This is a genomic window from Pseudobutyrivibrio sp. OR37, from assembly GCF_900113655.1.
GTDB lineage: Bacteria > Bacillota > Clostridia > Lachnospirales > Lachnospiraceae > Pseudobutyrivibrio.
This window is the reverse complement of record NZ_FOQF01000008.1, coordinates 48655-72640: the sequence shown is the minus strand read 5'-3', so window position 1 is coordinate 72640 and position 23986 is coordinate 48655. Positions and strand designations below refer to the sequence as shown.

Here is a 23986-nt window from a genome sequence, read left to right as displayed (position 1 = left end):
GTTATGAATGATGCAGAATTAGGATTAGTTGAACAAGTTACTTATATAGATGCGGATGTAGTTTATGCAGCTTTGGGAAAAGAAAAACCAGAAAATGCATCAAAACAGATTCCATTCAAATTAAAAAAAGGTGAGACATTAGGACATGCTTTGAATAGGATTTTGGGGCCTGATGCCGTTAAAAATTTAAGGGCACAAGGTGATAAATCAATTGGAGGTTCTCTTAACAGTGGTAAAGAATGGGCTAATATCATCGAAAACATACAGAAGGATGATAATATAAAGAATCTTAAAGTTGTTGATACCGATACGCAAGGTAAAGGTGGAAAGCATACTAACCTAGCAATAGCCTATGAAGACCCAAAACATCCGGGAAAAGCTATAATCTCCTACAAAGGAACCAGTGGGCATGATGAGTGGCATGATAATGTAAAAGGATTTAATTCCGCAGATACACCAAGGCAGAAACGTGCTGCTGAATTTGCAAAGAAAATTACAGGTAATCCTAAATACACAGATGTAACAGTTACAGGTCACTCTAAAGGTGCTAATAAAGCCATGTATGTCACAATCGTAGATGAGAGCGGAAAGATTCATCGCTGTGTAGCATTTGATGGACAGGGATTTTCTAATGAATTCCTTGAAAAATATGCTAAACAGATAGAAGCAAAGGCGGGCAACATCACTAACTATTCAATAGATAGAGATTTCGTTCATGTGCTGATGAAGCAGATTCCGGGAAGTCATCAGCCAATTTGTGCAGGATATGGAATGCAAAATGGAGCTGAGTATCATAGCCCGGTTTCTTTCTTTATTACAGATGAAAATGGTAACTTCTTATTAGATGAAAATGGCTTGCCATATTTTAATGTTACAAATAAGGAAAATCCATTAATAGGTGGAATCAGAAAATTCACACAATACGTTATGGATAATTCTACACCTTGGGAATTGGAAACAATTGTAGATACATTGGGACCTTTTGCAGGATATTTATTGGGCGACCAGGATTTAGGAGCCGCTTTAAAGAGCATGGCATCCAATCCAATAGGCTGGATGACAATCCTTGTAAAGCTATATGAATTTAGAATAGAAAACGGTATTTCCACAATTGATATGGTCAAGTTTATTATTCAGTTTATCCCGGATTTCTCAACAAAAACAGTTTTATTAATTGGAGCAGTTGCTTTAGGCTTTGTGGCCTTATTACATGTTTTACATATTTTTGCGCCAGTGCTGTTCTATATTTTAGAGGGGGTTGCTGCACTTTTGGCATTAATACTTCTTGTCGCATTTGTTATTGCTTTAGTTAAGGAATTGGTGAAGCTATTGGTAGCATTTGTAAAGGAATTAATTAAAGTTGTAAAGGCAATAATTCATAAGATTGTTGAAGCCATAAAATATGCTTGGAATAAATTTGTATCCTTTGTAAAGTATGCAGCTGGCAAAATCAGGGACTTTACAGAGGCATTCCTTTCAAAAATGTTAGAGATTTTCTGTGAATTAGCCAGTGCGGCAGTTGAAACCTTCAAAGAGATAGGCGAGACATTAATAAACCATCCAGAGTGGTTTATGATTACTATTTGGGGAAATGTAGATGCTGCAGTAGCAATCAGTGATTCTATGGCTAACGATAAGGATGAGTACGAATCATCCATAAGGAGTCTTTTCCAAAAGGCCAATGAGGCAGATGACAGATATGCCCAGGTTGTAAATTCGACAGCAACAAAGATTGATGATTTAACAAGTAGCTTCAGAACTGAATTTGGAATAGCTTAATTGAAAATTATGTAGACTAAAATTTTACCCCACTAACATCTAAAATTTGTCAGTAGATGTTAGTGGGATTTTTTTTTACAATTTTATCATCCAAGATAGTATCCGGAGGTATTAATGTTATGCAGATTTTTAACCCAGACAGTGAAGTAATGGAGTTTCTTAGCAAGGTGGCAGATTTTATAATCATAAATCTACTTTGCTTTCTATGTTCAATTCCAATTTTTACCATAGGTGCAGCTTTTACAGCTAAATATTATGTATCAATGAAAATAGTAAGAGGTGAGGAGCCAAGTGCGACCAAATCTTATTTTAAATCCTTCAAGGAAAATTTTAAGCAGGTTACAGCAGTATGGCTAATCTTTCTTATCGTATATGCGATACTTGCCTTTGATTGGTACAATGTGCTGTTTGGTATGGCTACAGGAATGCCATTTATTTTGAAGGCGGCCTTAGGTGTACTTACTTTTCTTGTATGGTCAGTAACTTATTGCATGTTCCCTTTCGTGGCGCGATATGAAGTGGAATCAAAGGAACTTGTAAAGGCATCCATGGTAATGGCAATGCTAAACTTTCCGCGAATGGTACTTATTTTTATAGTGACATTCCTTCCATATATTATTTGTGCTTGGTACATTGAGTGGGGGCTTTTGATATGGATTCTTGCAACGACAGTATCACTTTACTACATAAGTAAAGAATTTAATAAACAACTGGAAATGATTACAAAAGGAGAAGAAGTTAATGAATCAGGAGACGTTAAAGCAAGCTAAAGAGCTTGTTTCAAAGATGACAATTGAGGAAAAATGCTCTCAAATGTTACATCACGCCGAGGCAATTGACAGACTGGGCATTCCAAAATATTGCTGGTGGAACGAGGCTCTTCACGGCGTTGCCAGAGCTGGAGATTCCACAATGTTTCCACAGGCAATCGGCCTTGGTGCTACATTTGATGAGGATTTAGTTAGACGTGCGGCAGATGTTACATCTACAGAAGGCCGTGCAAAATATAATGAATTTACAAAGCATGGTGACAGAGATATCTACAAGGGACTTACATATTGGGCACCTAACGTAAATATCTTCCGTGATCCTAGATGGGGACGTGGCCATGAGACATACGGTGAGGACCCATATCTTACAGGTCAGCTTGGTATGGCTTTTGTAGAGGGCTTGCAGGGGGAGGATCTAGACCATCCAAAGGCAGCGGCCTGTGCAAAGCATTTTGCAGTTCACTCTGGTCCAGAGGCAGACAGACATCATTTTGATGCAAGAGTTTCTGACCAGGATTTATATGACACATATCTGTATGCTTTCAAGCGTCTTGTAAAGGATGCAAAGGTAGAGGCTGTCATGGGCGCTTACAACAGAGTAAACGGCGAGCCAGCCTGCGGAAGCAAGAGATTATTAAAGGATATTTTACGTGGCGACTGGGGCTTTGAAGGCCATGTAGTTTCAGATTGCTGGGCAATCAGAGATTTCCACGAAAATCACAAGGTAACAGGCTGTGAAGTGGAATCTGCAGCACTTGCTGTGAATAACGGCTGCGATTTGAACTGCGGATGTGTATACGAGAAGCTTCTTTACGCATACAAGGCAGGGCTTGTTACAGAAGAAACTATTGATGAATCAGTAGCAAGACTTATGGAAATCAGACTTCGTCTTGGCACACTTGAGGGTCAGACAACAAAGTATGATGAAATCCCATACGAGGTAGTAGAGTGCAAGGAACACGTTGATTTAGCACTTGCAGCAGCAAGAAAGAGCCTTGTGCTTCTTAAGAATGATGGAATCCTTCCACTTAAGAAGGGCGAGCATAAGACTATTGGTGTTATCGGACCAAACGCTAACTCACGCGCAGCATTAGTTGGAAATTACGAGGGAATGTCTTCAGAATACATCACTGTTCTTGAAGGAATTCAAAGATATGTTGGGGATGATGTTAGAATCTTCCATTCTGACGGAACTCCACTTTGGAAGGACAGAACCCACGTACTTTCAGAGGCAAGAGATACATTTGCTGAGGCCATGGCAGTTGCAGAGCATTCTGATTTAGTAGTTATGTGTCTAGGTCTTGATGCAACAATCGAAGGCGAGGAAGGCGATGCCGGAAACGAATTCGGTAGTGGTGATAAGAAGGGGCTTAAGCTTCCGGGCTTGCAGCAGGAGCTTTTAGAGAAGATTACAGCAATCGGAAAGCCAGTTGTACTTTTAATTCTTGCAGGTTCAGCACTTGATTTGTCTTGGGCACAGGATAACGTAAATGCGATAATGCATTGCTGGTATCCAGGAGCCAGAGGCGGAAAGGCTATCGCACAGGTATTATTTGGCGAAGAAAGCCCAAGCGGTAAATTACCACTTACTTTCTATGCTTCAGATAAAGATTTACCAGCCTTTGAAGATTATTCAATGGATAACAGAACCTACAGATATTTCAAGGGCACACCACTTTATCCATTTGGATACGGCTTAAGCTACTCAAAGGTAAAATACGAAAATGCAGCAGTAGACAAGGCTAAGGGCAACATCGGCGATACATTTATGCTTACTTGTGATATCGCAAACACTGGTGATATGAGTCAGATTGAAACTGTGCAGGTATATGTAAAGGATGTTGAGGCCAGCACAAGAGTACCAATCCGTTCTCTTAGAAAGATTAAGAAGGTAGAGCTTGCCGCAGGCGAGACAAAGAAGGTTGAATTAGAGCTTTCAGCCCGTGATTTTGCAATCATCGATGAAAAGGGAAGATGCATTGTAGAACCAGGACTCTTTACTGTATCAATCGGCGGTGCACAGCCAGACGCTCGCACTGAAGAGCTCACAGGCACTAAGGTTGCCCAGTTTGATATAGAGCTAGAAGGCACTGTAACTGAAGTAGAGTATTAATAGCCTTCCCCCTCTGGGGGAAGGTGGCTGCGCAGCAGACGGATGAGGGTCAAATATAGTTACAACCCTCATCAGTCACCTGCGGTGACAGCTTCTCCCATAGGGAGAAGCCATATAGGAGGATAATGTAATGGAAATAGTAAAAGCACCAACAGATCCAGAAAAGAACAGACCATATTTTTATGTAATAAAGGACAAAGAAATCTTCACAGCAGAGGATGAAAATGGCAAAGGTGTTTCATATCTTTACCAGAGCGACGGCCGCTTAATCAGCAGCGCATCCTTCACGGGAAATGTTACAGATGAAGCAACACTTAAGCTTATGGAAACAGTAGATGGCTTCAAAAAGCTTGTTCATTCAGTAGGTGTTTCCATCGAAATGGAAGACAAGGATGATACAGCAGAATTCGTTTTCCAGATGTATGGAAAGAAGGATTTGTATGGCGGCGGAGCAAACCTGATTGCAGATGTTAATACAAATGCTAAAGAAGAAAGAATCTACCTTAAGGACATAAACTGGACAGACGATGATGATGTGCCAGGACAGATTAGAGTCCACACAGCATCCCCTGAGCAGAAGGCTTATCTTTCAGTAAGATTCTTCTTAAATGATGGATATACAGCTCCACCTCAGCTTGAGGAAAAGCCAGTAGATACAAATTCTAAAGAATACAAGGAGATGATTGACCGATCTTTAGTAAATCTTGGAAACACAAAGCGTATTCTTGATGTAGTGGAAAAGGCAAAAAGAGGAGAGGATGTAAACATCTGCTATATCGGTGGCTCTATTACACAGGGCGCAGGTGCTACACCAATCAACACAGAATGCTACGCTTACAAGTCATTCTTAGGCTTCAAGAAGCTTATGGGTGACGGCGACAACATCCACTATCTTAAGGCTGGCGTAGGCGGAACACCTTCAGAGCTTGGTATGTGCCGCTTCGAAAGAGATGTACTTTGCTATGGCAAGGTTATGCCAGATATTCTTGTTGTTGAATTTGCAGTAAATGACGAGGGTGATGAGACAAAGGGTGATTGCTACGAAAGCTTAGTAAGACGTGCTCTTAGCCTTCCAAGCAACCCAGCAGTACTTCTTATGTTCTCTGTATTTGCAGATGATTACAACCTACAGGATAGATTATCACCTGTTGGCTTTAGATATGACCTTGGAATGGCCAGCGTAAAGGATGCCGTAACACCTCAGTTCTACGACAGAGATAACCGCATCCTTACAAAGCATCAGTATTTCTATGATATGTTCCATCCTACAAACTTGGGACACACAATCATGGCAGACTGCTTAATCAACATTATGAAAAATGCCATCGAAAAGGGAACAGATGCTTCATATGATCCAAAGCTTGCTGATGCACCAGCCATTGGAAACACATTCGATAATGTATTCTTACTTGATAAGAAGGACAATTTAGATGCAGCTACAATCGATGCTGGCGGCTTCACAGAAACAGACACAGTCCTTCAGTCAGTAGAAATGAACATGGACCTTCATCTTACACCAGAGTTCCCATACAACTGGATGTACGATGGAAGCAAATCCGACAATAACGTATTTACGATAGATATCGACTGCAAGGCACTTGTAGTTATCATGAAGGATTCAGGAGAAGTAGACGCAGCCACAGCAAAGGCATACGTAGACGGCAAGTTCATCCGCGACCTTGACCCATACGTAAACCGCTGGTGCCACTGCAACCCACTAATCCTCATCGACGAGCCAACCACCGCCACCCACCACGTAGAAATCCGCGTGGACAAAGACGACGTTCGCAACAAATTCACTATCCTAGGATTTGGGGTAGTTAAATAAAGGGAGAGAATATTATGACAACAGCACACAACCCTATTTTAAAGGGATTTTATCCAGACCCTAGTGTATGCAGAGTGGGAGACGATTTTTATATTGTTTGCTCAAGCTTTGTGTATGCACCGGGAGTTCCAATTTTTCATAGTAAGGATTTAGCACATTGGGAGCAGATAGGTCATGTACTTCATAATGAGAGCCAGCTTCCAGTAAGTGGCGAGATTTCAAGAGGAATTTTCGCTCCTACAATTAGAGAGCACAATGGCACATTCTATATGATTACAACAAATGTGAGCCATGGCGGTAACTTCATTGTTACTGCAAACGACCCAGCAGGCCCATGGTCTAAGCCTTTTTATCTTGGGGAAGATGCACCTGGTATCGACCCATCACTTTTCTTTGATGATAATGGAAAATGCTATTATGTAGGAACTAGACCAAATCCAGAGGGCGTAAGATATAACGGCGACTGGGAAATTTGGGTACAGGAATTAGATTTAAATACAATGAAGCTTACAGGTGAGTCTATGGCTATCTGGAAGGGCGCAGTGAAGGATGTAATCTGGCCAGAAGGTCCACATCTTTATAAGAAGGATGGCTATTATTATCTTCTTCATGCAGAAGGCGGTACAGGCCCAGAGCATGCCATTTCTGTAGCTCGTTCAAAGGAATTGTTTAAGTGGTTCGAGGGCTGCCCTAGAAATCCAATTTTCTCACATAGAAATCTTGGTAAGGATTATCCTATTATCTATGCTGGACATGGTGATTTGGTAGATGATAAGAACGGTAATTACTATATCGTTATGCTTGCATCACGTCCTTGTAAGAAGCATTGTAGCATCGGCCGTGAGACCTTCCTTGCAAAGGTTGAATGGGAAGATGGATGGCCAGTAATTAATCCTGGTATTGGTAAGCTTACAGATGAGGTGGAGATTCCTCTTGAGGAGCATCCATTCCCACAGGAGAATGATTGGAGTGATACATTGCACTTCTACTCAGATAAGCTTGATGATAGATTGGTGGGAATCGAGAAGAGAAATGAGGAGATTTATTCCCTTACAGACCGTCCAGGATTTATGCGACTTCACACAAGAAAGGAACGCATCGAGGATACATGCTATCCTTCATATTTAGGATTACGCCAGAAGGATTATGCATTTAAGGTTAACACAAGAGTGGAATTCAATCCTACTAATGAAAATGAGTGCGGTGGTTTGGTATTGTTCCAGAATCATGCAAATCATTTGTCAGTAGAGATTGTTATGCGTGAGGGAGCACTTAAGCTTCAGGTTAGAACAGTGATTAAGGGCGAGGAAAATGTTATCGCATCTACATTGTTGCATAATCCATCAGCTGAAATTGAGATTAAAGCAAAAAATCAATCGGCTAGTGTATGGCTAATTCGTGGCAATAATTATATACTAGTAAAGGATGATGTGGACTTACTCCCATATACAACTGAAGAAGCAGGTGGCTTTGTAGGATGTACAGTGGGTATGTACACTTCATCTAATGGCGAAGAGAGTAAGAATAATTGCGATTTCTCTTGGCTTAGTGTTACAGAATTAAAGTAAAGGTATTAATGAAATGAATAAGCTTTTTTCTAAAATTAAAAGTGGATTAACTTCAAATGTAACAAGAAAAAGTATGGTAGTCCTCTACATAATATTTGTAGTTTTTCCAATTTTGGTTTCTGATGGATTGATACTTACTTCTATTTATAATACAGAAAAAACAATTCGCAGACATCATTTAGAAAACGAAGCTAATGCAATTCATTATACATTTTTCAATCAGGTGGATCAGGCTGCTAAACTGGGAAGTGCCCTCTATAGCAGTCTGTATGTACACCGATTTTTACATGCAGAATATGCATCACCTTTAGATTATTACAATTCATATCAATCATTCTTTGATGATACCTTGTTACATCTGGTTACAAGCCAGTCCGGGATGAGCTTTAAGATTTATATAGATAATCCTACTGTTATCAATGGAGCCGAGTTTCAAACAATTGAAAAGGCCCAAGGGACAGACTGGTACGAGTACATTCAAAAATCTAATTTGAATAAGGGCTTGTATTTTGGTACAAAAATGGCGCCCAACCATTCTATTCAAAGAACCGTATATTTTTTTCAAAAACTGAATTATTACGATTACAATTCTAAAAATATTATGCTGATAGAGATTGATTATGCTCAGTTTGTAGAGCAGCTGGAAAATCTCAATTATGAGTTTAGGGCATATATTTGTGATGATGAGTACATTCGTATGTCCAATGGAAAATATAGTAATGTTGCAAAAAACTATTCTTCGGTGGATAATCTAAGGGATATATCTTATATACAGAATATTGAGGTATATGGTCAAACGCTACAGATTAAAATCGTAGGAGCCCCTACAAATTTTTGGTATATTTTCAAAAATAAGTGGTATCAATTGCTATTTATGCTTATTATTAATATTGCATTGCCATTATTTGTCAGTGATCTAATGCACACAGCTTACAAGAATAAACTAAAGGAGCAGGAGACTGTGGTGGCTAGAAAAAATGCCGAGCTTTTGGCATTGCATAGCCAGATTAATCCTCACTTTTTGTTTAATTCCCTTGAAAGCATTAGAATGCATTCGCTGCTCAAGCAGGAGAATGAAACGGCTTCCATGGTGGAGCATCTTGCAAAGCTTCAGCGTCAATACACAGAATGGCAGCAGGATAATATATGCATTGAAAACGAAATGGAATTTGTGGATGCATATTTAAAACTGCAAAAATATCGATTTGGTGATAGACTATCATTTGAAATCGATATTGAGGATGACTGCAAAAAATTGTGTATACCAAAGCTTACTTTGGTAACCTTTGTGGAAAACGCAGTTGTTCATGGAATAGAAAGCAAGACCACACCTGGCTGGATTTTTGTTAGAGTATCTGGAGATGATTCTATTACTACTATAGAAATAGAAGATACAGGTAATGGAATTCCAGAGGAGGATGCGAAGGAGCTTTTATATCGAATGCGTAATGCAAGCATCGATATGTTGAAGGAGAAGGGTAGAGTTGGTGTTGTTAATGCCTGCTTAAGATTAAAAATGATTTCCGATAACAGGGTAACATTTGATTTAGATTCCGAGGCGGGTACAGGGACATTAGTTCAAATCACTATTCCAACAGAATTTTTAAAGGGGTTGATATGATGTTAAAGGTATTACTAGTTGATGATGAACCATTTATTTTACAGGGGTTAAAGCTTATTCTTGACTGGGAGGCAGAAGGCTACGAGGTTCACACTGCCACTAATGGTAAGGAAGCACTTGATTTTATAAGCTACAATCCTGTGGATTTAGTTATTGCTGATATTAAAATGCCAGTGATGACTGGCTTAGAATTGCTAAAAGAGCTTAGAGAGACAAAACACAGTGATGTTTATTTTGTAATTCTAAGTGGTTTTGCAGAATTTAATTATGCTCAGGAAGCATTAAGATATAATTGTACAGATTACATAGTAAAGCCTGTAGAAAAGGAACAGCTTATTACAATCCTTCGTAAGGTGTCTGCACTTAATACAGAAAAGGAAAGTCTTAATTTAGACAGAGCAAAAAAGGAAAGAGCATTTCTTGACAGAAATCTTATGTCTCTTCTTAGTGGAAAGTACGATAAGGGTAATCTTGAATTTCTTTCCAATAAAATCAATATAGATGATGAAATGTGTTATCTTGAGGTTCAGCTGGATGATGTGGCTTTATCAGAGGATTATTCCGATGATGAGAAAAAGGAACAGCTGAAAAAGCTATATTCAGCAGCAACAGAATTTCTAAAGACTGATGCGGATTTGTGTGTAATGGATGTTTCTGATAGCGAAAAGATTTATGATTTGGGATTCATCTACACAGAATCAATGGGGCAGCGCCTGCAGCTTACCATGAAGGAATTCATATCAGAATTTTTAGAGTTTATTATCGTAAATACGAATTTACCTGCCACTATTTTAGTAGGAAAAACCGTATCTGGCATAAAAAATATTTCAAAGTCCTACGGCACAGCTAATATGCTTCGTTCTCTTCAGGGCTTTAGAGAAAAGAAAAGACTATATTACTACGAGGATGAATACAAGGTTACAGATTCTGGAATCATTATCTGTAAGAAGCAGCTGGATGATTTAATCGAAGCTATCGAAAAGGGTGAGCATGTGAATATCCGCGAGAAGGTTGATGCCTTCTACGGAGAAATGAAGAACACCGGTGTTACAGAATCTACCATGAATCTTAACATCAATTACCTGTTATTCCAGTTGATACATCTTGCCAGCGAGCTTGATAGCGAGGTAAACCAGGAGGAAATTCTTCGTATGATTTCTGAGAGCACTTCAGAAGAGGGAATCAGACGAGGCGGCAAAACTCATCTTTGCAGAATGGCTTATGCCTATGGCGAATACTTAGCCCAGCTTCGTAAAAATGTATCAAAGGGCGTTCTTGGAGAAATTGAAGAGGAGATAAAGAAAAACTATTCCAGCAACCTTACACTTAAGGATCTTAGTGAAAAGTACTTTATCAATTCAGCATACTTAGGACAGCTGTTCAGGAAAAAGTATGGATGTTCCTTCAAGGATTATCTAAACGAAAAGCGTATCGAGGAAGCCTCACGCTTACTTCGTAAAAGTGATATGAAAATATATGAGGTGGCCGAGGCCGTAGGTTACAAGGATGTAGATTATTTCGTAAATAAATTCATCGAAGCAAACGGCTGCACCCCAACTAAATACAAGAAAAACATAGGAGCTTAGCTTTTAGCTAGGCTCTATTTTTTTTCCGGTAAAAAGTTTAAATTTTCTCCCCCCTTTATCTATACTTTTTTGGGTGTTTCGTTCACAGAATTGTCATAAAATACCATTATGAAAGAGGGACAGATAAGTCCCACAAATTAAAGGAGGGTTTATAATTTATGAAGAAGAAAATCGTAAGTGCATTACTTATCACTACGATGCTCTCAAGCATGTTAGCAGGTTGCGGAAAACAAGCAGCAGGCGGCGGAGCAGTTAATGAGGATGGTATCAAAGAGTTTACAGCATTCTTTGCAGTACCTGGCTCAGAAATCAATGATGACAACGAGATCCAGCAGATTATTGCTGAGAAGACTGGTTGCAAGGTAAAGGAGACATGGCTTACAGGTCAGACAGCTGAAGAGGCAATTGGTACTCTTATAGCTGGTGGCGAGTATCCAGATTTTGTAGAAGCTGGAAATGGTTCAGTACAGATGTATGAAGCAGGCGCTCTTGTAGCACTTGATGATTATATCGACAAATATCCAAACATCAAAGAATACTTCACAGATCAGGAATGGGATCAGCTTCGTCAGAGCGACGGACACATCTACTGGATTCCACAGTTCTCTAACATCTACGGAGAAGAGCGTGTATGTACACACAACGATGAAGCATTCTGGATTCAGGCAAGAGTTCTTGAGTGGGCTGGATATCCAAAGATTGAGACAATGGATGAGTACTTCGACTTAATCGAAGCATACAACGAAGCTAACCCAACAATGGCTGATGGTACAACAAAGAATATCCCTTACACAATCCTTTGCGATGACTGGAGATACTTCTGCTTAGAGAACGCACCAGAGTTCCTTGATGGTTATCCAAACGATGGATCAGTTATCGTAGATCCAGAAAACCTTAAGGTTATCGATTACAACACAACAGATACAGCTGTTAAGTACTTCAAGAAGCTTAACGAGGAGTATCACAAGGGTATCGTAGATCCTGAGTCATTCACACAGACATATGATGAGTACATCGCTAAGATTTCTTCAGGTCGTGTACTTGGTATGATTGACCAGTGGTGGGATTTCGCTTACACAGGCGAAGATGCAATCAAGTCAGCAGGTCTTGATGAGCAGGGTTGCCAGTACGTTCCACTTCCAATCACAATTGAAAAGGGAATGCACAACCAGTGGCACAACTCAGGCGGAGTTCTTAACGTAGCTTCAGGTCTTGCAATCACAACATCATGCAAGGATGTTGAGGGTGCACTTCAGTTTGTAAACGATCTTCTTGATCAGGACATCCACGATTTAAGATTCTGGGGTGTTGAAGGCGAAGATTACTTAGTTGACGATGACGGTATGTACTACAGAACACCTGAGATGAGAAAGCAGGCATCTGATACAGCTTACAAGGCTTCACACACATGCTCTTACTCATACTTCCCACAGTATAATGGAACAAGCCGTGATGGCAAGAATGCTATGAAGTCTGATGGACAGGAGCAGGAATTCTTCGATGGACTTTCAGAGCCAATCAAGAAGTGCTTCGAAGCATATGGTGCTAAGACATACGTAGAGATGATTGGTACATCAGAGAAGCCAGGTCCTTGGTATCCAATGTACACATTCTCTAGCTCAATGACAACAGCTACACCAGGTGGTACAGCTTGGACAAAGATGGGTGAAATTAAGCACCAGTATCTTCCAAAGGTTGTTATGGCTGACGACTTTGAAAAGGGTTGGGCTGAGTACATGAAGGTTTATGAAGAGTGCAAGCCAGAAGACTTCATTTCAGAGATGCAGGCTGAACTTGAGAGAAGAATGGAAGAAGCAGCTAAATACGAATAAAAATAAGTAAGAAAAACGGGTAGAGGTATAAACCCCTTGGCGAGCACTGATCAAAGGGTACACTATGAGAGGTGCTCGCTATATTTCTATCAAAATTGGGAGGAAAGTATGACTAAAAAATCATTAACCATGGCCGACTTTAAACGCCAAAGAGTGCTGATTGTCTGGGCTGTTGCAATTGTTATTTATGGCGTTATATTCCATTATCTACCACTTTGCGGATGGCTTATGGCATTCCAAAACTACAAACCTGTTACAGGTCTTTTACATTCAGAGTTTGTTGGATTAGACAAATTTAAATTATTATTTTCAGACGTAACATTCATAAGAGTAATTCGAAATACTCTTGCAATGGGAGTTATCAATCTTGTTTCTACATTTGTAATGGCAATTGTATTCGCCATCCTGTTAAATGAAATGGCATTCAAGGGTGGAAAGAAAGTAGTTCAGACTATTTCTTATCTTCCACACTTCCTTTCTTGGATTATCGTTACTGGTATTCTTCACGATGCCCTTTCAGGAACAGGTATTATTAACACACTTTTACTTCACTTTGGAGTGATTGATCAAGCAATCAACTTCTTTGCTCACGAAAAATACTTCTGGCCAATCGTTGCTTTCGCAAATGTTTGGAAGGAAACAGGCTGGAATGCAATTATATATTTAGCAGCTATTACATCTATTGACCCATCACTTTATGAAGCAGCAGCTATTGATGGTGCAGGTAGATGGGCAAAAATTAAGAACGTAACACTTCCTGGTATTAAGCCAACTATTATGATTCTTTTACTTATGAACGTTGGTAACGTACTTAACGCCGGATTTGAAATTCAGTACTTACTTGGAAATGGTCTTGTACAGAATGTATCACAGACAATCGATATCTACGTATTAAAATGGGGTATCAGCCAGGGCGATTACTCAATCGGTACTGCAGCAGGTATCTTCAAGAGTTTGGTTTCAATTATTCTTATTGTGTTCTTTAACCATATTGCTAAGAAACACGGCGAAGAAAGACTATTCTAGGAGGTGCACATTATGGATCAGACATTAAATATTACACGCGCCACTGGGAAAACCAAGGAGGTCGCTATGACAAAAGCTAAAAAGCGTAAGAAAATTTCTAGTGCCGATTTAGCATTTAGAATTTGTAACGGCTTATTTATGATTATATTTGTTGTTGTTACACTTTATCCTGTACTCAACACTTTAGCAGTTTCATTAAATGATGGTACTGATGCTCTTAGAGGTGGTATTTACCTTTGGCCTAGAGTGTTTACATGGAAAAACTATGAGACAGTTTTGTCTAAAGACAACCTTATTACAGGTGCTGTAGTTACTGTAGCAAGAACTTTAATAGGAACTGCTCTTGCTCTTGTAACAAATGCAATACTTGCATTTATCGTTAGCCGTAAGAACTTTATCTTTGCTAAGCAGGTATCACTGTTTTGGGTAATTACAATGTATGTTAATGGTGGATTGATTCCAACCTTTCTTCTATTTAAATCCCTCGGTCTTACAAACAGCTTTGCTGTATACGTAATTCCTGGAATGCTTTCTGCCTTTAACATGTTAGTTATTAGAACCTATATGAGAGGTATTCCTGACAGTTTGGAAGAGTCTGCACAGCTTGATGGAGCTGGTTATACTACAATCTTCCTAAAAATCATTTCTCCATTATGTAAGCCAGTTTATGCAACTGTAGCACTCTTCGTAGCTGTAGGACAGTGGAACTCATGGTTCGATGCAATGCTTTATAACAGAATGGCATCACAGTATACAACTTTACAGTACGAGTTAATGAAGCTCCTTTCTTCAGTTTCTAACCAGAGCTCATCAGCCGAGGCTATGAAGAACGCAGGTGAAGGTTCTGTAACTCCTACATCTGTAAGAGCAGCAGCAACTATCGTAACAATGCTTCCAATTATTTGTATTTATCCATTCTTACAGAAGTACTTCGTAACTGGTCTTACACTCGGTGGTGTAAAGGAGTAATACATGCGTAATGTTTTTTTAGAAATTGGAAAGTCTCATGAGGAAATTGATGCTCGCGTAGAAGAGACATTTAATGAGATTTTTTATGGCAGTAATAATTTTTATGGCACCACAGAAGACGGTTCCATGGGATATCTCATCGATACGGGTAACAACGATACCCGTACCGAGGGAATCTCGTATGGCATGATGATGTGTGTCCAGCTTGACAAGAAAAAAGAATTCGACCAGCTCTGGAACTGGGCAATGACAAACATGTATCTTGATAAGGGAGAAAATAAAGGATACTTTGCCTGGTCAGTGGCAACTGACGGAAATAAAAATGCTTTTGGACCAGCTCCTGACGGAGAGGAATTCTTTGCAATGTCACTCATTTTTGCAAGCCACAGATGGGGCGATGGCGAAGGTATCTATAACTACAGCCATCAGGCAAAAGAGTTGCTTAGGACATGCATCCATCATGAGGAGCTCTATGGTGGACATAACATGTGGACAGATGATGGATTAATCAAGTTCGTACCGGGGCTTGATTTCACAGACCCCTCATATCATTTACCACATTTCTATGATTTGTTTGCAGAAAATTGCTATGAAGAGGATAGTGCTTTCTGGAAGAAGGCAGCAGCTGCAAGTAGAGAATACTTGAAGAAGGCATGCCACCCAGTTACAGGTCTTTCACCAGAGTATAGCTACTATGATGGAAAGCCATATCCTGACCATGAGCATTTTGGTGGTCGTCACGATTGGTTTTACAGTGATGCCTATCGTACAGTTGCAAACTTAGGATTAGCTTATGAGTGGGAGTCAAAAGATTCCGATTTTGATAAATTTTGCAGACAGACTGCAAACAATTTACAACGCTTCTTCTTCACTCTTCCCTCTGATCAAAACAGAGGAATATATGAAATAGATGGCACAATCCTTGAAGGGGCAGCTTTACACCCAGTTGGCTTGACTGCCACAATCGCGCAAGCGAGTTTGGCAGCGGATGGAGAGTTTGCCCTTCGTGCCGTCGAAGAATTTTGGAATACTCCACTTAGAACAGGAGAACGCAGATATTATGACAATTGCTTGTACATGTTTGCCATGTTATCCCTAAGTGGAAGGTATAAGATATATTAAATAGTTACATTATATAATGTTTTTGGTTATGCTATAATAAGACTCAGAAGATAAGGCTATTATCTGGCCCACTTTTGGGTCTTTTTTATTTTTATTCGGAGGAAATATTTAATGAAGCTTTCCCAGCTACTAGAATTTGACAATATCATAGTGCAGTGTCACAACAATCCAGATGCAGATGCTCTTGCATCAGGCTATGCTGTTCTTAGATATTTAAAATCCTTTGGCAAAAACGCCAAGTTCGTATACGGTGGTAATTTCGAGGTAGCCAAAAGCAATCTTAAGCTGATGATTGGAGATTTAGGTATCGATGTTTATCACGTCAGAACCCAAGAGGAATTGGCTTCATTACTAGGTCTTTCAGAGGGAGCTTTGCCAGAATTGCTGGTTACTGTTGACGGCCAGTATTCTGAAGGAAATATTCAGCACTTCGAGGCGAAGGAGGTTGCCATCATAGACCATCATCAGGTGGAAGGACCACTGCCTGTATTGTCAGAGGTGCGCTCTTATCAGGCCAGCTGTGCCACTGTTGTTTGGGATATGCTTAGGGCAGAGGGCTTGGATGTAAATCACGATATCAAGCTTGCTACAGCCTTATATTACGGCCTCCTTACCGATAGCAACAATTTCTCCGAGCTGCATCATCCTGTCGATATGGATATGCGCGATGAGCTTAAAATCAGCTCATCCATCATTACCAAATTTAAAAATTCAAATATATCCCAGGAGGAGCTTCGCATAGCCGGAATAGCCCTCCTTGGTTCAGAATATTATCGTGATAATCATTACGCCATTGTCAAGACCGATCCTTGTGATCCTAATGTACTTGGCATTATTTCAGATATGCTTCTTGAGGTTGAGGATGTTGAATGCTGTCTTGTTTATTCCATCCACGAAAGCGGCATCAAAATCTCTGTGCGCAGCTGCGTCAAGGAGGTCAAGGCGGATGAGCTTGCCCAGTTTATCTGCGAGGGTGTAGGAAATGGTGGTGGCCACCTTATAAAGGCTGGCGGTTCCATCCAAAGAAAGCTTCTGGAGATTCAGGAGCTGGATTACAATCCACCTTGCATTCAGCAGTTCTTCCGCAGCAGAATGCAGGATTACTTCTACAACAATGATATTATCTACGCAGGCGATTATAATGTAGATATTACAGGCATGAAGCGCTATGTTAGAAAGTCCCTAAAGGCAGGCTATGTAGTCGCTACAGATGTTTTACCAGTAGGCACTAAAGCTGTCATCCGTACTATTCAGGGTGATGTTAAAATTCATGTTCAAGAGGATACTATTATCGTTATTGGTATTCGAGGCGAGGTATCAGCCATTAGCAGAAGCCTGTTTGATAAATATTTTAAAGTGGATTCTTCTGAATATGTTTATCCTGGTGATTACATTCCTACCATTAGAAGAGATATTGATGGAAGAACAATAGAAATTTTGCCTTTTGCCCACAGCTGTGTTACTTCAGGCAATAGTATGATGTTTGCAAAAGAATTGAATAATAGAACCAAGGTATTCACCAAGCATGATCCAGAACATTATCTTCTGGGAAAGCCTGGTGATTACATTGGCGTGTTAGAAGGGGACACCTCCGAAATATTAATTTTCGAACGGGAACTCTTCGAAAAGATTTTTGATATGGTTTAAAAAGCAACGACGGAAAAGCCATCCTTCAGGCCTTCAATCTGCAAATAAGATTTTACATCAAGTACTCTCTTAGTCAGCTTGTGGCCTGTCTGGGTGAAGCCATCATCCTCTACCTCGTTAAAGGTAATATCATTTCCATCCTCAATACCACGTCTATTTGTTACATGATATTTCACGACGCCACTTGCAATTCGGGCAAATTCAGCCTTGGAAACCACCACGCTTACTTCCACATTTCCACCAGCTGCACCAGTCATCAATGTGTTTGTATCAGCGAAAAACTGTCGACCAAGTTCGTCCTCTTTGTTATTATTCATAGCTTGACTTAATCCTTTAATCAGATCTTCTCTACCTGCCATGGCGCCCTCCTAATCGATAAAAATTTTCACAGTAAGTATTATTAGAATACAATGTATCTTTGAAGAAACTGTGATAGAATAGTGAAAGATTGTACTATTTGAAATTAATTATTGGAGGAAGAATAATGGCAAAGGAATTAATGTCCAGAGACCAGGTAAAGGTAGAAGATACCTGGAATGTGAATGATATTTATGAAACAGAAGCTTTATGGGAAGCAGATTTAAAAGTACTCGAAGAGAAGATAGCTGAGATTGTTAAGTTTGAGGGCAAGGTATGCGAAAGTGCCACTACACTTCTTTCAGTATTAGAGCAGACAGCAGCAGCTGAGGAAAAATTAGAAAGAGCATATTTTTACTCAGCAAGACTTTTCGATCAGGATCAGGGCAATTCAAAGCATAGAAGCATGAATCAGAAGATGGTTTCTATGTATGCAAAAATGGAATCAGATTTGTCCTTCATCACACCTGAAATATTAGCCTGCGATAGCGCAAAGCTTGAAGAATTCTATAAGGAAGAGGCAGGCCTTGATTTATATAAGAAGCAGATTAAGGAAATTCAAAGATTAAAGAATCACACTCTTTCAGCAGAGATGGAAAAGGTTGTTGCTATGACAGCAGAAATGGCAAATACACCAGGCGAAGTGTACGAGGCATTTACAAATATCGACCTTACATTCCCTAACATCAAGGATGAAAATGGTGAAGAGGCTGCTCTTACAAACGGAAGCCTTGTTCCATATTTAATGTCTGCAGACAGACGTGTAAGAGAGGAAGCTTTCAAGACCTACTATGGCACAATGAAGGGCTACTTAAATACCTTCGCAGCTTCTTACAGCGGTGAGGTTAAGCAGCGTATGTTCTACTCACGCGTTAGAAACTACGATTCAAATCTTAAGGCAGCTGTTGATGCAAACAATGTTTCGCCAGAGGTTTACGATAACTTAGTTAAAACCGTAAATGCGAATTTAGATAAATTACATGCTTATGTATCACTTCGTAAGAAGTGCTTAGGTGTAGACGAGCTTCATATGTACGATATTTACACACCTATGATTGCAGATGCTGCAAAGAAGGTAACCTACAAGGAGGCTCAGGAGACAATCTGCAAGGCACTTTCAGTGTTAGGTGATGATTATGTTGCGCTTCTTAAGGAAGGCTTTGCAAACAGATGGATTGATGTTTATGAGAACAAGGGCAAGCGTGGTGGCGCTTATTCTGACACAGCCTATGGCGTTCACCCATACATGCTTTTAAACTATCACGATACCTTCGATGATATGTTTACAACAGCTCACGAAATGGGCCACAGCATGCACAGCCACTATTCAAATGAAGCACAGCCATTTATCTACTCACACTACAAGATTTTCGTTGCCGAGGTAGCATCTACCTGTAACGAAATCCTTTTATTAGAGTATTTACTTAAGAACTGCACTGACAAAAAGGAAAAGGCGTACCTTCTCAACCACTACCTTGATAGCTTCAAGGGCACAGTATATCGTCAGACTCAGTTCGCTGAATTTGAAAAGATTACAAATGAAATGGTAGAAAAGGGAGAGAGCCTTAACGCTGAAAATTTATCGTCCCTATATAAGGACATAAACGCACGTTATTATGGACCAGATATGATTTCTGACGATGAAATTGCATACGAGTGGGCACGTATCCCTCACTTCTACTACAATTTCTACGTATATCAGTACGCTACCAGCTTCTGCGCTGCTGTAGCCATCGCAGAAATGATTCTAAAAGAAGGCGAGCCAGCCGTAGCTCGCTACAAGAAGTTCCTATCATCAGGCTGCACAGACGCCCCAGTAGAGCTTCTCAAAATCGCTGGCGTAGACCTAACCACTCCAGCTCCAATCGAATCAGCCCTCCGTAAGATGGGCGAAATTGTACGTGAATTGGAGACATTAGTATAACGTCATTTAGTTTATGGTTCATTCCTGTTTTGCTGATGAAAAACAAGAATCTACAATTATTTATATGAGCGAGAAAGTAACAAGTGTGCATAACCTAGGCGAGCGCGAGGAAGAGGGCCCCATGTAGTTAAGGAGGGACCCTTTAGGGAGGTTCCCTTGACTGCAATGGGAGATGGCTTCCGGGAGCACGGAAAACTAGGAGCACTTGTTACTGATTCTTGCGGACTAGAGGTTTTATGAGTTTTGTACATTTACACACCCATACAGAGTATTCGCTATTGGATGGCTCCAACAAGATAAAGGCTTATGTTAAGAAGTGTCTCGATATGGGCATGACCGCCGCAGCCATCACAGATCATGGCAATATGTATGGTGTAACCAAATTTTATGATGAGTGTATGGCCCAGGGACTGAAGCCAGTTATTGGCTGCGAAGTCTATGTGGCTCCAGGCTCAAGATTTGATAGAGAAATGGTTAAAGGTGAGGATAGATACTATCACCTTATTTTGCTTGCAGAAAATGATGTAGGCTACCACAATCTTATGAAGATTGTCTCTATAGGTTACGTGGATGGCTTTTACTATAAGCCACGTGTAGATTTCGAGACTATTGAAAAGTATCATGAGGGGCTCATCTGCCTATCAGCATGTCTTGCTGGTGAGGTAGCCCGCGCCCTAAATCGTGGTGATTATGAAGAGGCTAAAAAGGTAGCTATCCAGTATAGAGATTGCTTCGGCAAGGATAACTATTTTCTGGAGATGCAGGACCATGGTATTGCTGAACAAAAGAATGTTAACCAGGGCCTGCTTCGTCTTTCAAGGGAGACTGGCATTCCTTTGGTAGCCACAAACGATTGCCACTATACAAATAAAGAGGATGCATATAGCCATGATGTACTTCTTTGTATTCAGACAGCTGCTAGATTAGAGGACGAAGATAGAATGCGCTTCGAGACAGAGGAGTTCTATGTTAAGTCTGAGGAGGAAATGCTGGAGCTGTTCCCTTATGCAAAGGAGGCTGTTTATCGCACTCAGGAGATAGCAGACAGATGTAATGTGGAGATTAAATATCATATTGCAGGCCTTCCACCTTTTGATGTTCCAGAGGGCTATGATGCCTGGACATATTTAAATAAGCTTTGCTTTGATGGCTTGAAGGAGCGCTATGGTGATAAATCTACTCAGTACGAGCAGCGCCTTACCTACGAGCTTAATACCATCAAGGAAATGGGATATGTAGAGTATTTCCTTATTGTGTGGGATTTTATAAATTATGCCAGAACCCATGGCATTCCAGTAGGACCAGGTAGAGGCTCGGCCGCTGGTTCACTTATCAGTTACACTACAGGCATTACAGATATTGATCCTATGGAATACAAGCTGGTATTCGAGCGATTCCTCAATCCAGAGCGTGTATCCATGCCTGATATTGATACGGACTTCGATCCAGAAGGCCGTGAAGAGGTAATCGATTATGTCCGTAAGAAATACGGGGATGATTGCGTTACCCAGATTGTTACATTTGGTACACTAAAGCCAAAGAGCGTAGTTCAGGATGTAGGAAGAGTAATGGGCCTTCCTATTCCTTTTACAAATAGTATTAAAAAGCTGATTCCAGATGCTATCCCTGAAAAGAAGGTTACCATCGAAACAGCCCTAGCCTACAGCCCCGAGCTTAAGGCTATCTATGACAGTGACGACCAGGTTCGTCAGCTGCTTGATATATGTAAGAGCTTAGAGGGATTGCCACGTAACACTGGTGTGCATGCAGCAGGTGTTGTTATTTCCGGCAAGCCTACAGTAGAATACATGCCACTTGCCCTTGGAAAGGGCGATGTAATCATCACCCAGTACGAAAAGGAAGTTATCGAGGCTATCGGTCTGTTAAAGATGGATTTCCTCGGCCTTCGAAACCTTACAGTTATAAGTGACACTATCAAGCAGGTAGAAAAGAACTACAACATCAAGCTTGATATGCACGAAATTGATTACAACGATCCTGCCGTGATGGAGCTTTTTGCAGAAGGCAAAACAGAGGGTGTATTCCAGTTTGAATCCTCTGGAATGAAGGGCCTGTTAAAGCAGCTTAATCCAACGCATATTGGGGATTTAGTCCTTGCCAATGCAGTCTACAGACCAGGACCAATGGATTTCATTCCTAATATCATCGAATGTAAAAACACTGGAAAGCAATCACCATTTATTGAGAAGTTCCCAATACTTAAGGATGTGCTTTCTGATACCTACGGCTTCCCTGTTTATCAGGAGCAGGTTATGCAGATTATGACTACCTGCGCAGGCTTCACCATGGGACGTGCGGATAACGTTAGACGATTCATGAGCAAGAAGAAGCGTGACAAGTTGGCAGCAGAGCGTCCAGCCTTCGTTCAGGGTTGTCAGGAAACTAATGGAATAGGCGAGGCAGATGCAGGCTGGCTATTTGATCAGCTTATGCCTTTCGCTGAGTACGGTTTTAACAAGTCTCACGCCGTAGCATATTCTTATGTTGCTGTGCAGACAGCATATTTGAAAAAGTATTATCCACTAGAATATATGGCTTCACTCATGACCTCTGTACTTAACAGCAGTACAAAGATTGCTGAATACATTGCAGAATGTCGTGAGGCTGGAATAAAGCTTCTTCCACCTGATGTAAATTATGGAGAAGCAGATTTTTCCGTAGATAATGGAAATATTAGATATGGTCTTTCTGCTATCAAATCGGTTGGTGGCAGCACAGTCCTTTCTATCATTGAAGAACGTGAAAAATATGGCCTTTACCGAGACCTTGAGGACTTCATAAATCGTGTAAGCAAATATGATGCCAACAAGCGTACAGTAGAAAATCTGATAAAAGCAGGAGCACTAGATTCCTTAGAGGGTAACCGACGTCAGAAGGTACTCATTTATCAGCAGATTATGGATTCTGTAAATCATTCTAAAAAGAATTCCATGGCAGGTCAGATGACTCTGTTTGATTTTGCTGACGAGGAACAGAAGGAAGCTCTTAAGATTTCACTTCCTGAGGCAGATGAATTCCCAAAGGAATTACTTTTGGCCTTCGAAAAGGAATTGATGGGAGTATATGTTAGTGGCCATCCACTTGATGACTATATCCCAGTTTTAGAAAAGAATGTTACTGCCCATGCCAGCGAGTTTATGTCATCTGCAGATGCAGACGACGAGGCTAATGGACAGATGGAAGAAGCCTACGCTACCATCAAGGATGGCGCCGAGGTTGTAGTGGGTGGAATCATCATGGATTCTACCATTAAATACACAAAGAACGGCAAAGCCATGGCATTTATCCACATTGAAGACTTAACTGGTCCACTTGAGGTAATCATATTCCCTAACAGCTTTGAAAAATCCAGAGCACTTTTGGCAGAAGGAAATAAGATATTCATCAAGGGACACGTTCAAAACGAAGATGAACGAGGCGCCAAGCTGATATGCGATGATATCAAATCCTTTGATGATTGCGCCCGTGAAATCTGGATTCAGTTTTCCAACAAGGATGCCTACAACGTCGCAGAAGCCAAACTTCTAGAGACCATCCGCCAGATGGATGGAAACGATGCCCTCATAATCTACCTTACAGAAGAAAAAGCTGTAAAGCGCATGGGAGCCAACTGCAGCTTATCCGCTTCCGAGAATAACCTTGCCGCACTTCGTGGATTATTCGGCGAAGAAAACGTCAAGACTGTGGATAAAAAGATTGAATTCGAAAAAACACGCCGCCGCTACTAAAAATAATTAAAAAATAGTGTAAATGAGCTTAGTTTTTTTGCATGTTTTATATTGAAAACGGTGCCAAAAGAGGATAAAATAGGATGGAATTATTA

15 protein-coding genes are annotated in these 23986 nt (G+C 40.5%); 14 read left to right on the top strand and 1 reads right to left on the bottom strand.

The features are described from left to right. Window positions 1–3 precede the first annotated feature (3 nt). The 12 genes from BM097_RS05725 (at window position 4) to BM097_RS05670 (ending at window position 17861) form a co-directional block, all read left to right on the top strand. Entirely contained in the window at window positions 4–1779 is a 1776-nt protein-coding gene (locus tag BM097_RS05725) for a Tle-like phospholipase domain-containing protein (protein WP_090546815.1), read from the top strand. Window positions 1780–1898: 119 nt separating this feature from the next. Beyond that, window positions 1899–2549, top strand: a complete 651-nt coding sequence (locus BM097_RS05720; protein ID WP_177197382.1) for a YesL family protein — start codon at window positions 1899–1901, stop codon at window positions 2547–2549. Then, window positions 2521–4662: a glycoside hydrolase family 3 C-terminal domain-containing protein gene (locus BM097_RS05715; protein WP_090546810.1), complete on the top strand. Its 2142-nt coding sequence runs from the start codon at window positions 2521–2523 to the stop codon at window positions 4660–4662. Before BM097_RS05720 ends, BM097_RS05715 begins: the two co-directional genes overlap by 29 nt. 130 nt (window positions 4663–4792) lie before the next feature. Continuing rightward, entirely contained in the window at window positions 4793–6490 is a 1698-nt protein-coding gene (locus BM097_RS05710) for an SGNH/GDSL hydrolase family protein (RefSeq protein WP_090546808.1), read from the top strand. Between the two features lie 14 nt (window positions 6491–6504). Then, on the top strand, window positions 6505–8058 hold the full coding sequence (locus BM097_RS05705) for a glycoside hydrolase family 43 protein (RefSeq protein ID WP_090546806.1): 1554 nt from the start codon (window positions 6505–6507) through the stop codon (window positions 8056–8058). A 13-nt stretch (window positions 8059–8071) separates the two neighbouring features. Continuing rightward, the gene (locus tag BM097_RS05700) at window positions 8072–9679 is read left to right on the top strand and encodes a sensor histidine kinase (RefSeq protein ID WP_090546804.1); all 1608 of its coding nucleotides are present in this window, start codon (window positions 8072–8074) and stop codon (window positions 9677–9679) included. Further along, on the top strand, window positions 9676–11265 hold the full coding sequence (locus BM097_RS05695; RefSeq protein ID WP_242944663.1) for a response regulator transcription factor: 1590 nt from the start codon (window positions 9676–9678) through the stop codon (window positions 11263–11265). The genes BM097_RS05700 and BM097_RS05695 overlap by 4 nt, the downstream gene beginning before the upstream one ends. 158 nt (window positions 11266–11423) lie before the next feature. Next, complete coding sequence (locus BM097_RS05690; RefSeq protein ID WP_090546801.1) at window positions 11424–13097, top strand: extracellular solute-binding protein; 1674 nt, start codon at window positions 11424–11426, stop codon at window positions 13095–13097. A gap of 108 nt (window positions 13098–13205) precedes the next feature. After that, window positions 13206–14123, top strand: a complete 918-nt coding sequence (locus tag BM097_RS05685) for an ABC transporter permease (protein ID WP_090546799.1) — start codon at window positions 13206–13208, stop codon at window positions 14121–14123. Between the two features lie 66 nt (window positions 14124–14189). Then, window positions 14190–15092: a carbohydrate ABC transporter permease gene (locus BM097_RS05680; RefSeq protein ID WP_090546915.1), complete on the top strand. Its 903-nt coding sequence runs from the start codon at window positions 14190–14192 to the stop codon at window positions 15090–15092. Window positions 15093–15095: 3 nt separating this feature from the next. Beyond that, window positions 15096–16214 (top strand): family 8 glycosyl hydrolase, encoded by a 1119-nt coding sequence (locus tag BM097_RS05675; protein WP_090546797.1) that lies wholly within the window; start codon window positions 15096–15098, stop codon window positions 16212–16214. Between the two features lie 111 nt (window positions 16215–16325). After that, window positions 16326–17861 (top strand): DHH family phosphoesterase, encoded by a 1536-nt coding sequence (locus BM097_RS05670; protein ID WP_090546794.1) that lies wholly within the window; start codon window positions 16326–16328, stop codon window positions 17859–17861. On the opposite strand, the gene BM097_RS05665 is transcribed toward BM097_RS05670, so the two are convergent. After that, window positions 17858–18220 (bottom strand): hypothetical protein, encoded by a 363-nt coding sequence (locus BM097_RS05665; protein ID WP_090546792.1) that lies wholly within the window; start codon window positions 18218–18220, stop codon window positions 17858–17860. The genes BM097_RS05670 and BM097_RS05665 overlap by 4 nt on opposite strands. A 125-nt stretch (window positions 18221–18345) precedes the next feature. Between BM097_RS05665 and pepF the strand changes: the two genes are divergently transcribed. Together pepF and BM097_RS05655 are read left to right on the top strand one after the other, a co-directional pair. Continuing rightward, window positions 18346–20142 carry an oligoendopeptidase F gene (pepF, locus tag BM097_RS05660; RefSeq protein ID WP_090546790.1) on the top strand — a complete coding sequence of 599 codons (1797 nt, stop codon included), beginning with the start codon at window positions 18346–18348 and terminating at the stop codon, window positions 20140–20142. Between the two features lie 236 nt (window positions 20143–20378). Then, on the top strand, window positions 20379–23891 hold the full coding sequence (locus tag BM097_RS05655) for a DNA polymerase III subunit alpha (protein ID WP_090546788.1): 3513 nt from the start codon (window positions 20379–20381) through the stop codon (window positions 23889–23891). The last annotated feature ends 95 nt before the right edge of the window (window positions 23892–23986 follow it).

Bases quoted from the DNA above. Each gene is read 5' to 3' on its own strand.
- BM097_RS05725 (WP_090546815.1), top strand. From the start codon at position 4: ATGAATGATGCAGAATTAGGATTAGTTGAACAAGTTACTTATATAGAT.
- BM097_RS05720 (WP_177197382.1), top strand. From the start codon at position 1,899: ATGCAGATTTTTAACCCAGACAGTGAAGTAATGGAGTTTCTTAGCAAG.
- BM097_RS05715 (WP_090546810.1), top strand. From the start codon at position 2,521: ATGAATCAGGAGACGTTAAAGCAAGCTAAAGAGCTTGTTTCAAAGATG.
- BM097_RS05710 (WP_090546808.1), top strand. From the start codon at position 4,793: ATGGAAATAGTAAAAGCACCAACAGATCCAGAAAAGAACAGACCATAT.
- BM097_RS05705 (WP_090546806.1), top strand. From the start codon at position 6,505: ATGACAACAGCACACAACCCTATTTTAAAGGGATTTTATCCAGACCCT.
- BM097_RS05700 (WP_090546804.1), top strand. From the start codon at position 8,072: ATGAATAAGCTTTTTTCTAAAATTAAAAGTGGATTAACTTCAAATGTA.
- BM097_RS05695 (WP_242944663.1), top strand. From the start codon at position 9,676: ATGATGTTAAAGGTATTACTAGTTGATGATGAACCATTTATTTTACAG.
- BM097_RS05690 (WP_090546801.1), top strand. From the start codon at position 11,424: ATGAAGAAGAAAATCGTAAGTGCATTACTTATCACTACGATGCTCTCA.
- BM097_RS05685 (WP_090546799.1), top strand. From the start codon at position 13,206: ATGACTAAAAAATCATTAACCATGGCCGACTTTAAACGCCAAAGAGTG.
- BM097_RS05680 (WP_090546915.1), top strand. From the start codon at position 14,190: ATGACAAAAGCTAAAAAGCGTAAGAAAATTTCTAGTGCCGATTTAGCA.
- BM097_RS05675 (WP_090546797.1), top strand. From the start codon at position 15,096: ATGCGTAATGTTTTTTTAGAAATTGGAAAGTCTCATGAGGAAATTGAT.
- BM097_RS05670 (WP_090546794.1), top strand. From the start codon at position 16,326: ATGAAGCTTTCCCAGCTACTAGAATTTGACAATATCATAGTGCAGTGT.
- BM097_RS05665 (WP_090546792.1), bottom strand. From the start codon at position 18,220: ATGGCAGGTAGAGAAGATCTGATTAAAGGATTAAGTCAAGCTATGAAT.
- pepF (WP_090546790.1), top strand. From the start codon at position 18,346: ATGGCAAAGGAATTAATGTCCAGAGACCAGGTAAAGGTAGAAGATACC.
- BM097_RS05655 (WP_090546788.1), top strand. From the start codon at position 20,379: ATGAGTTTTGTACATTTACACACCCATACAGAGTATTCGCTATTGGAT.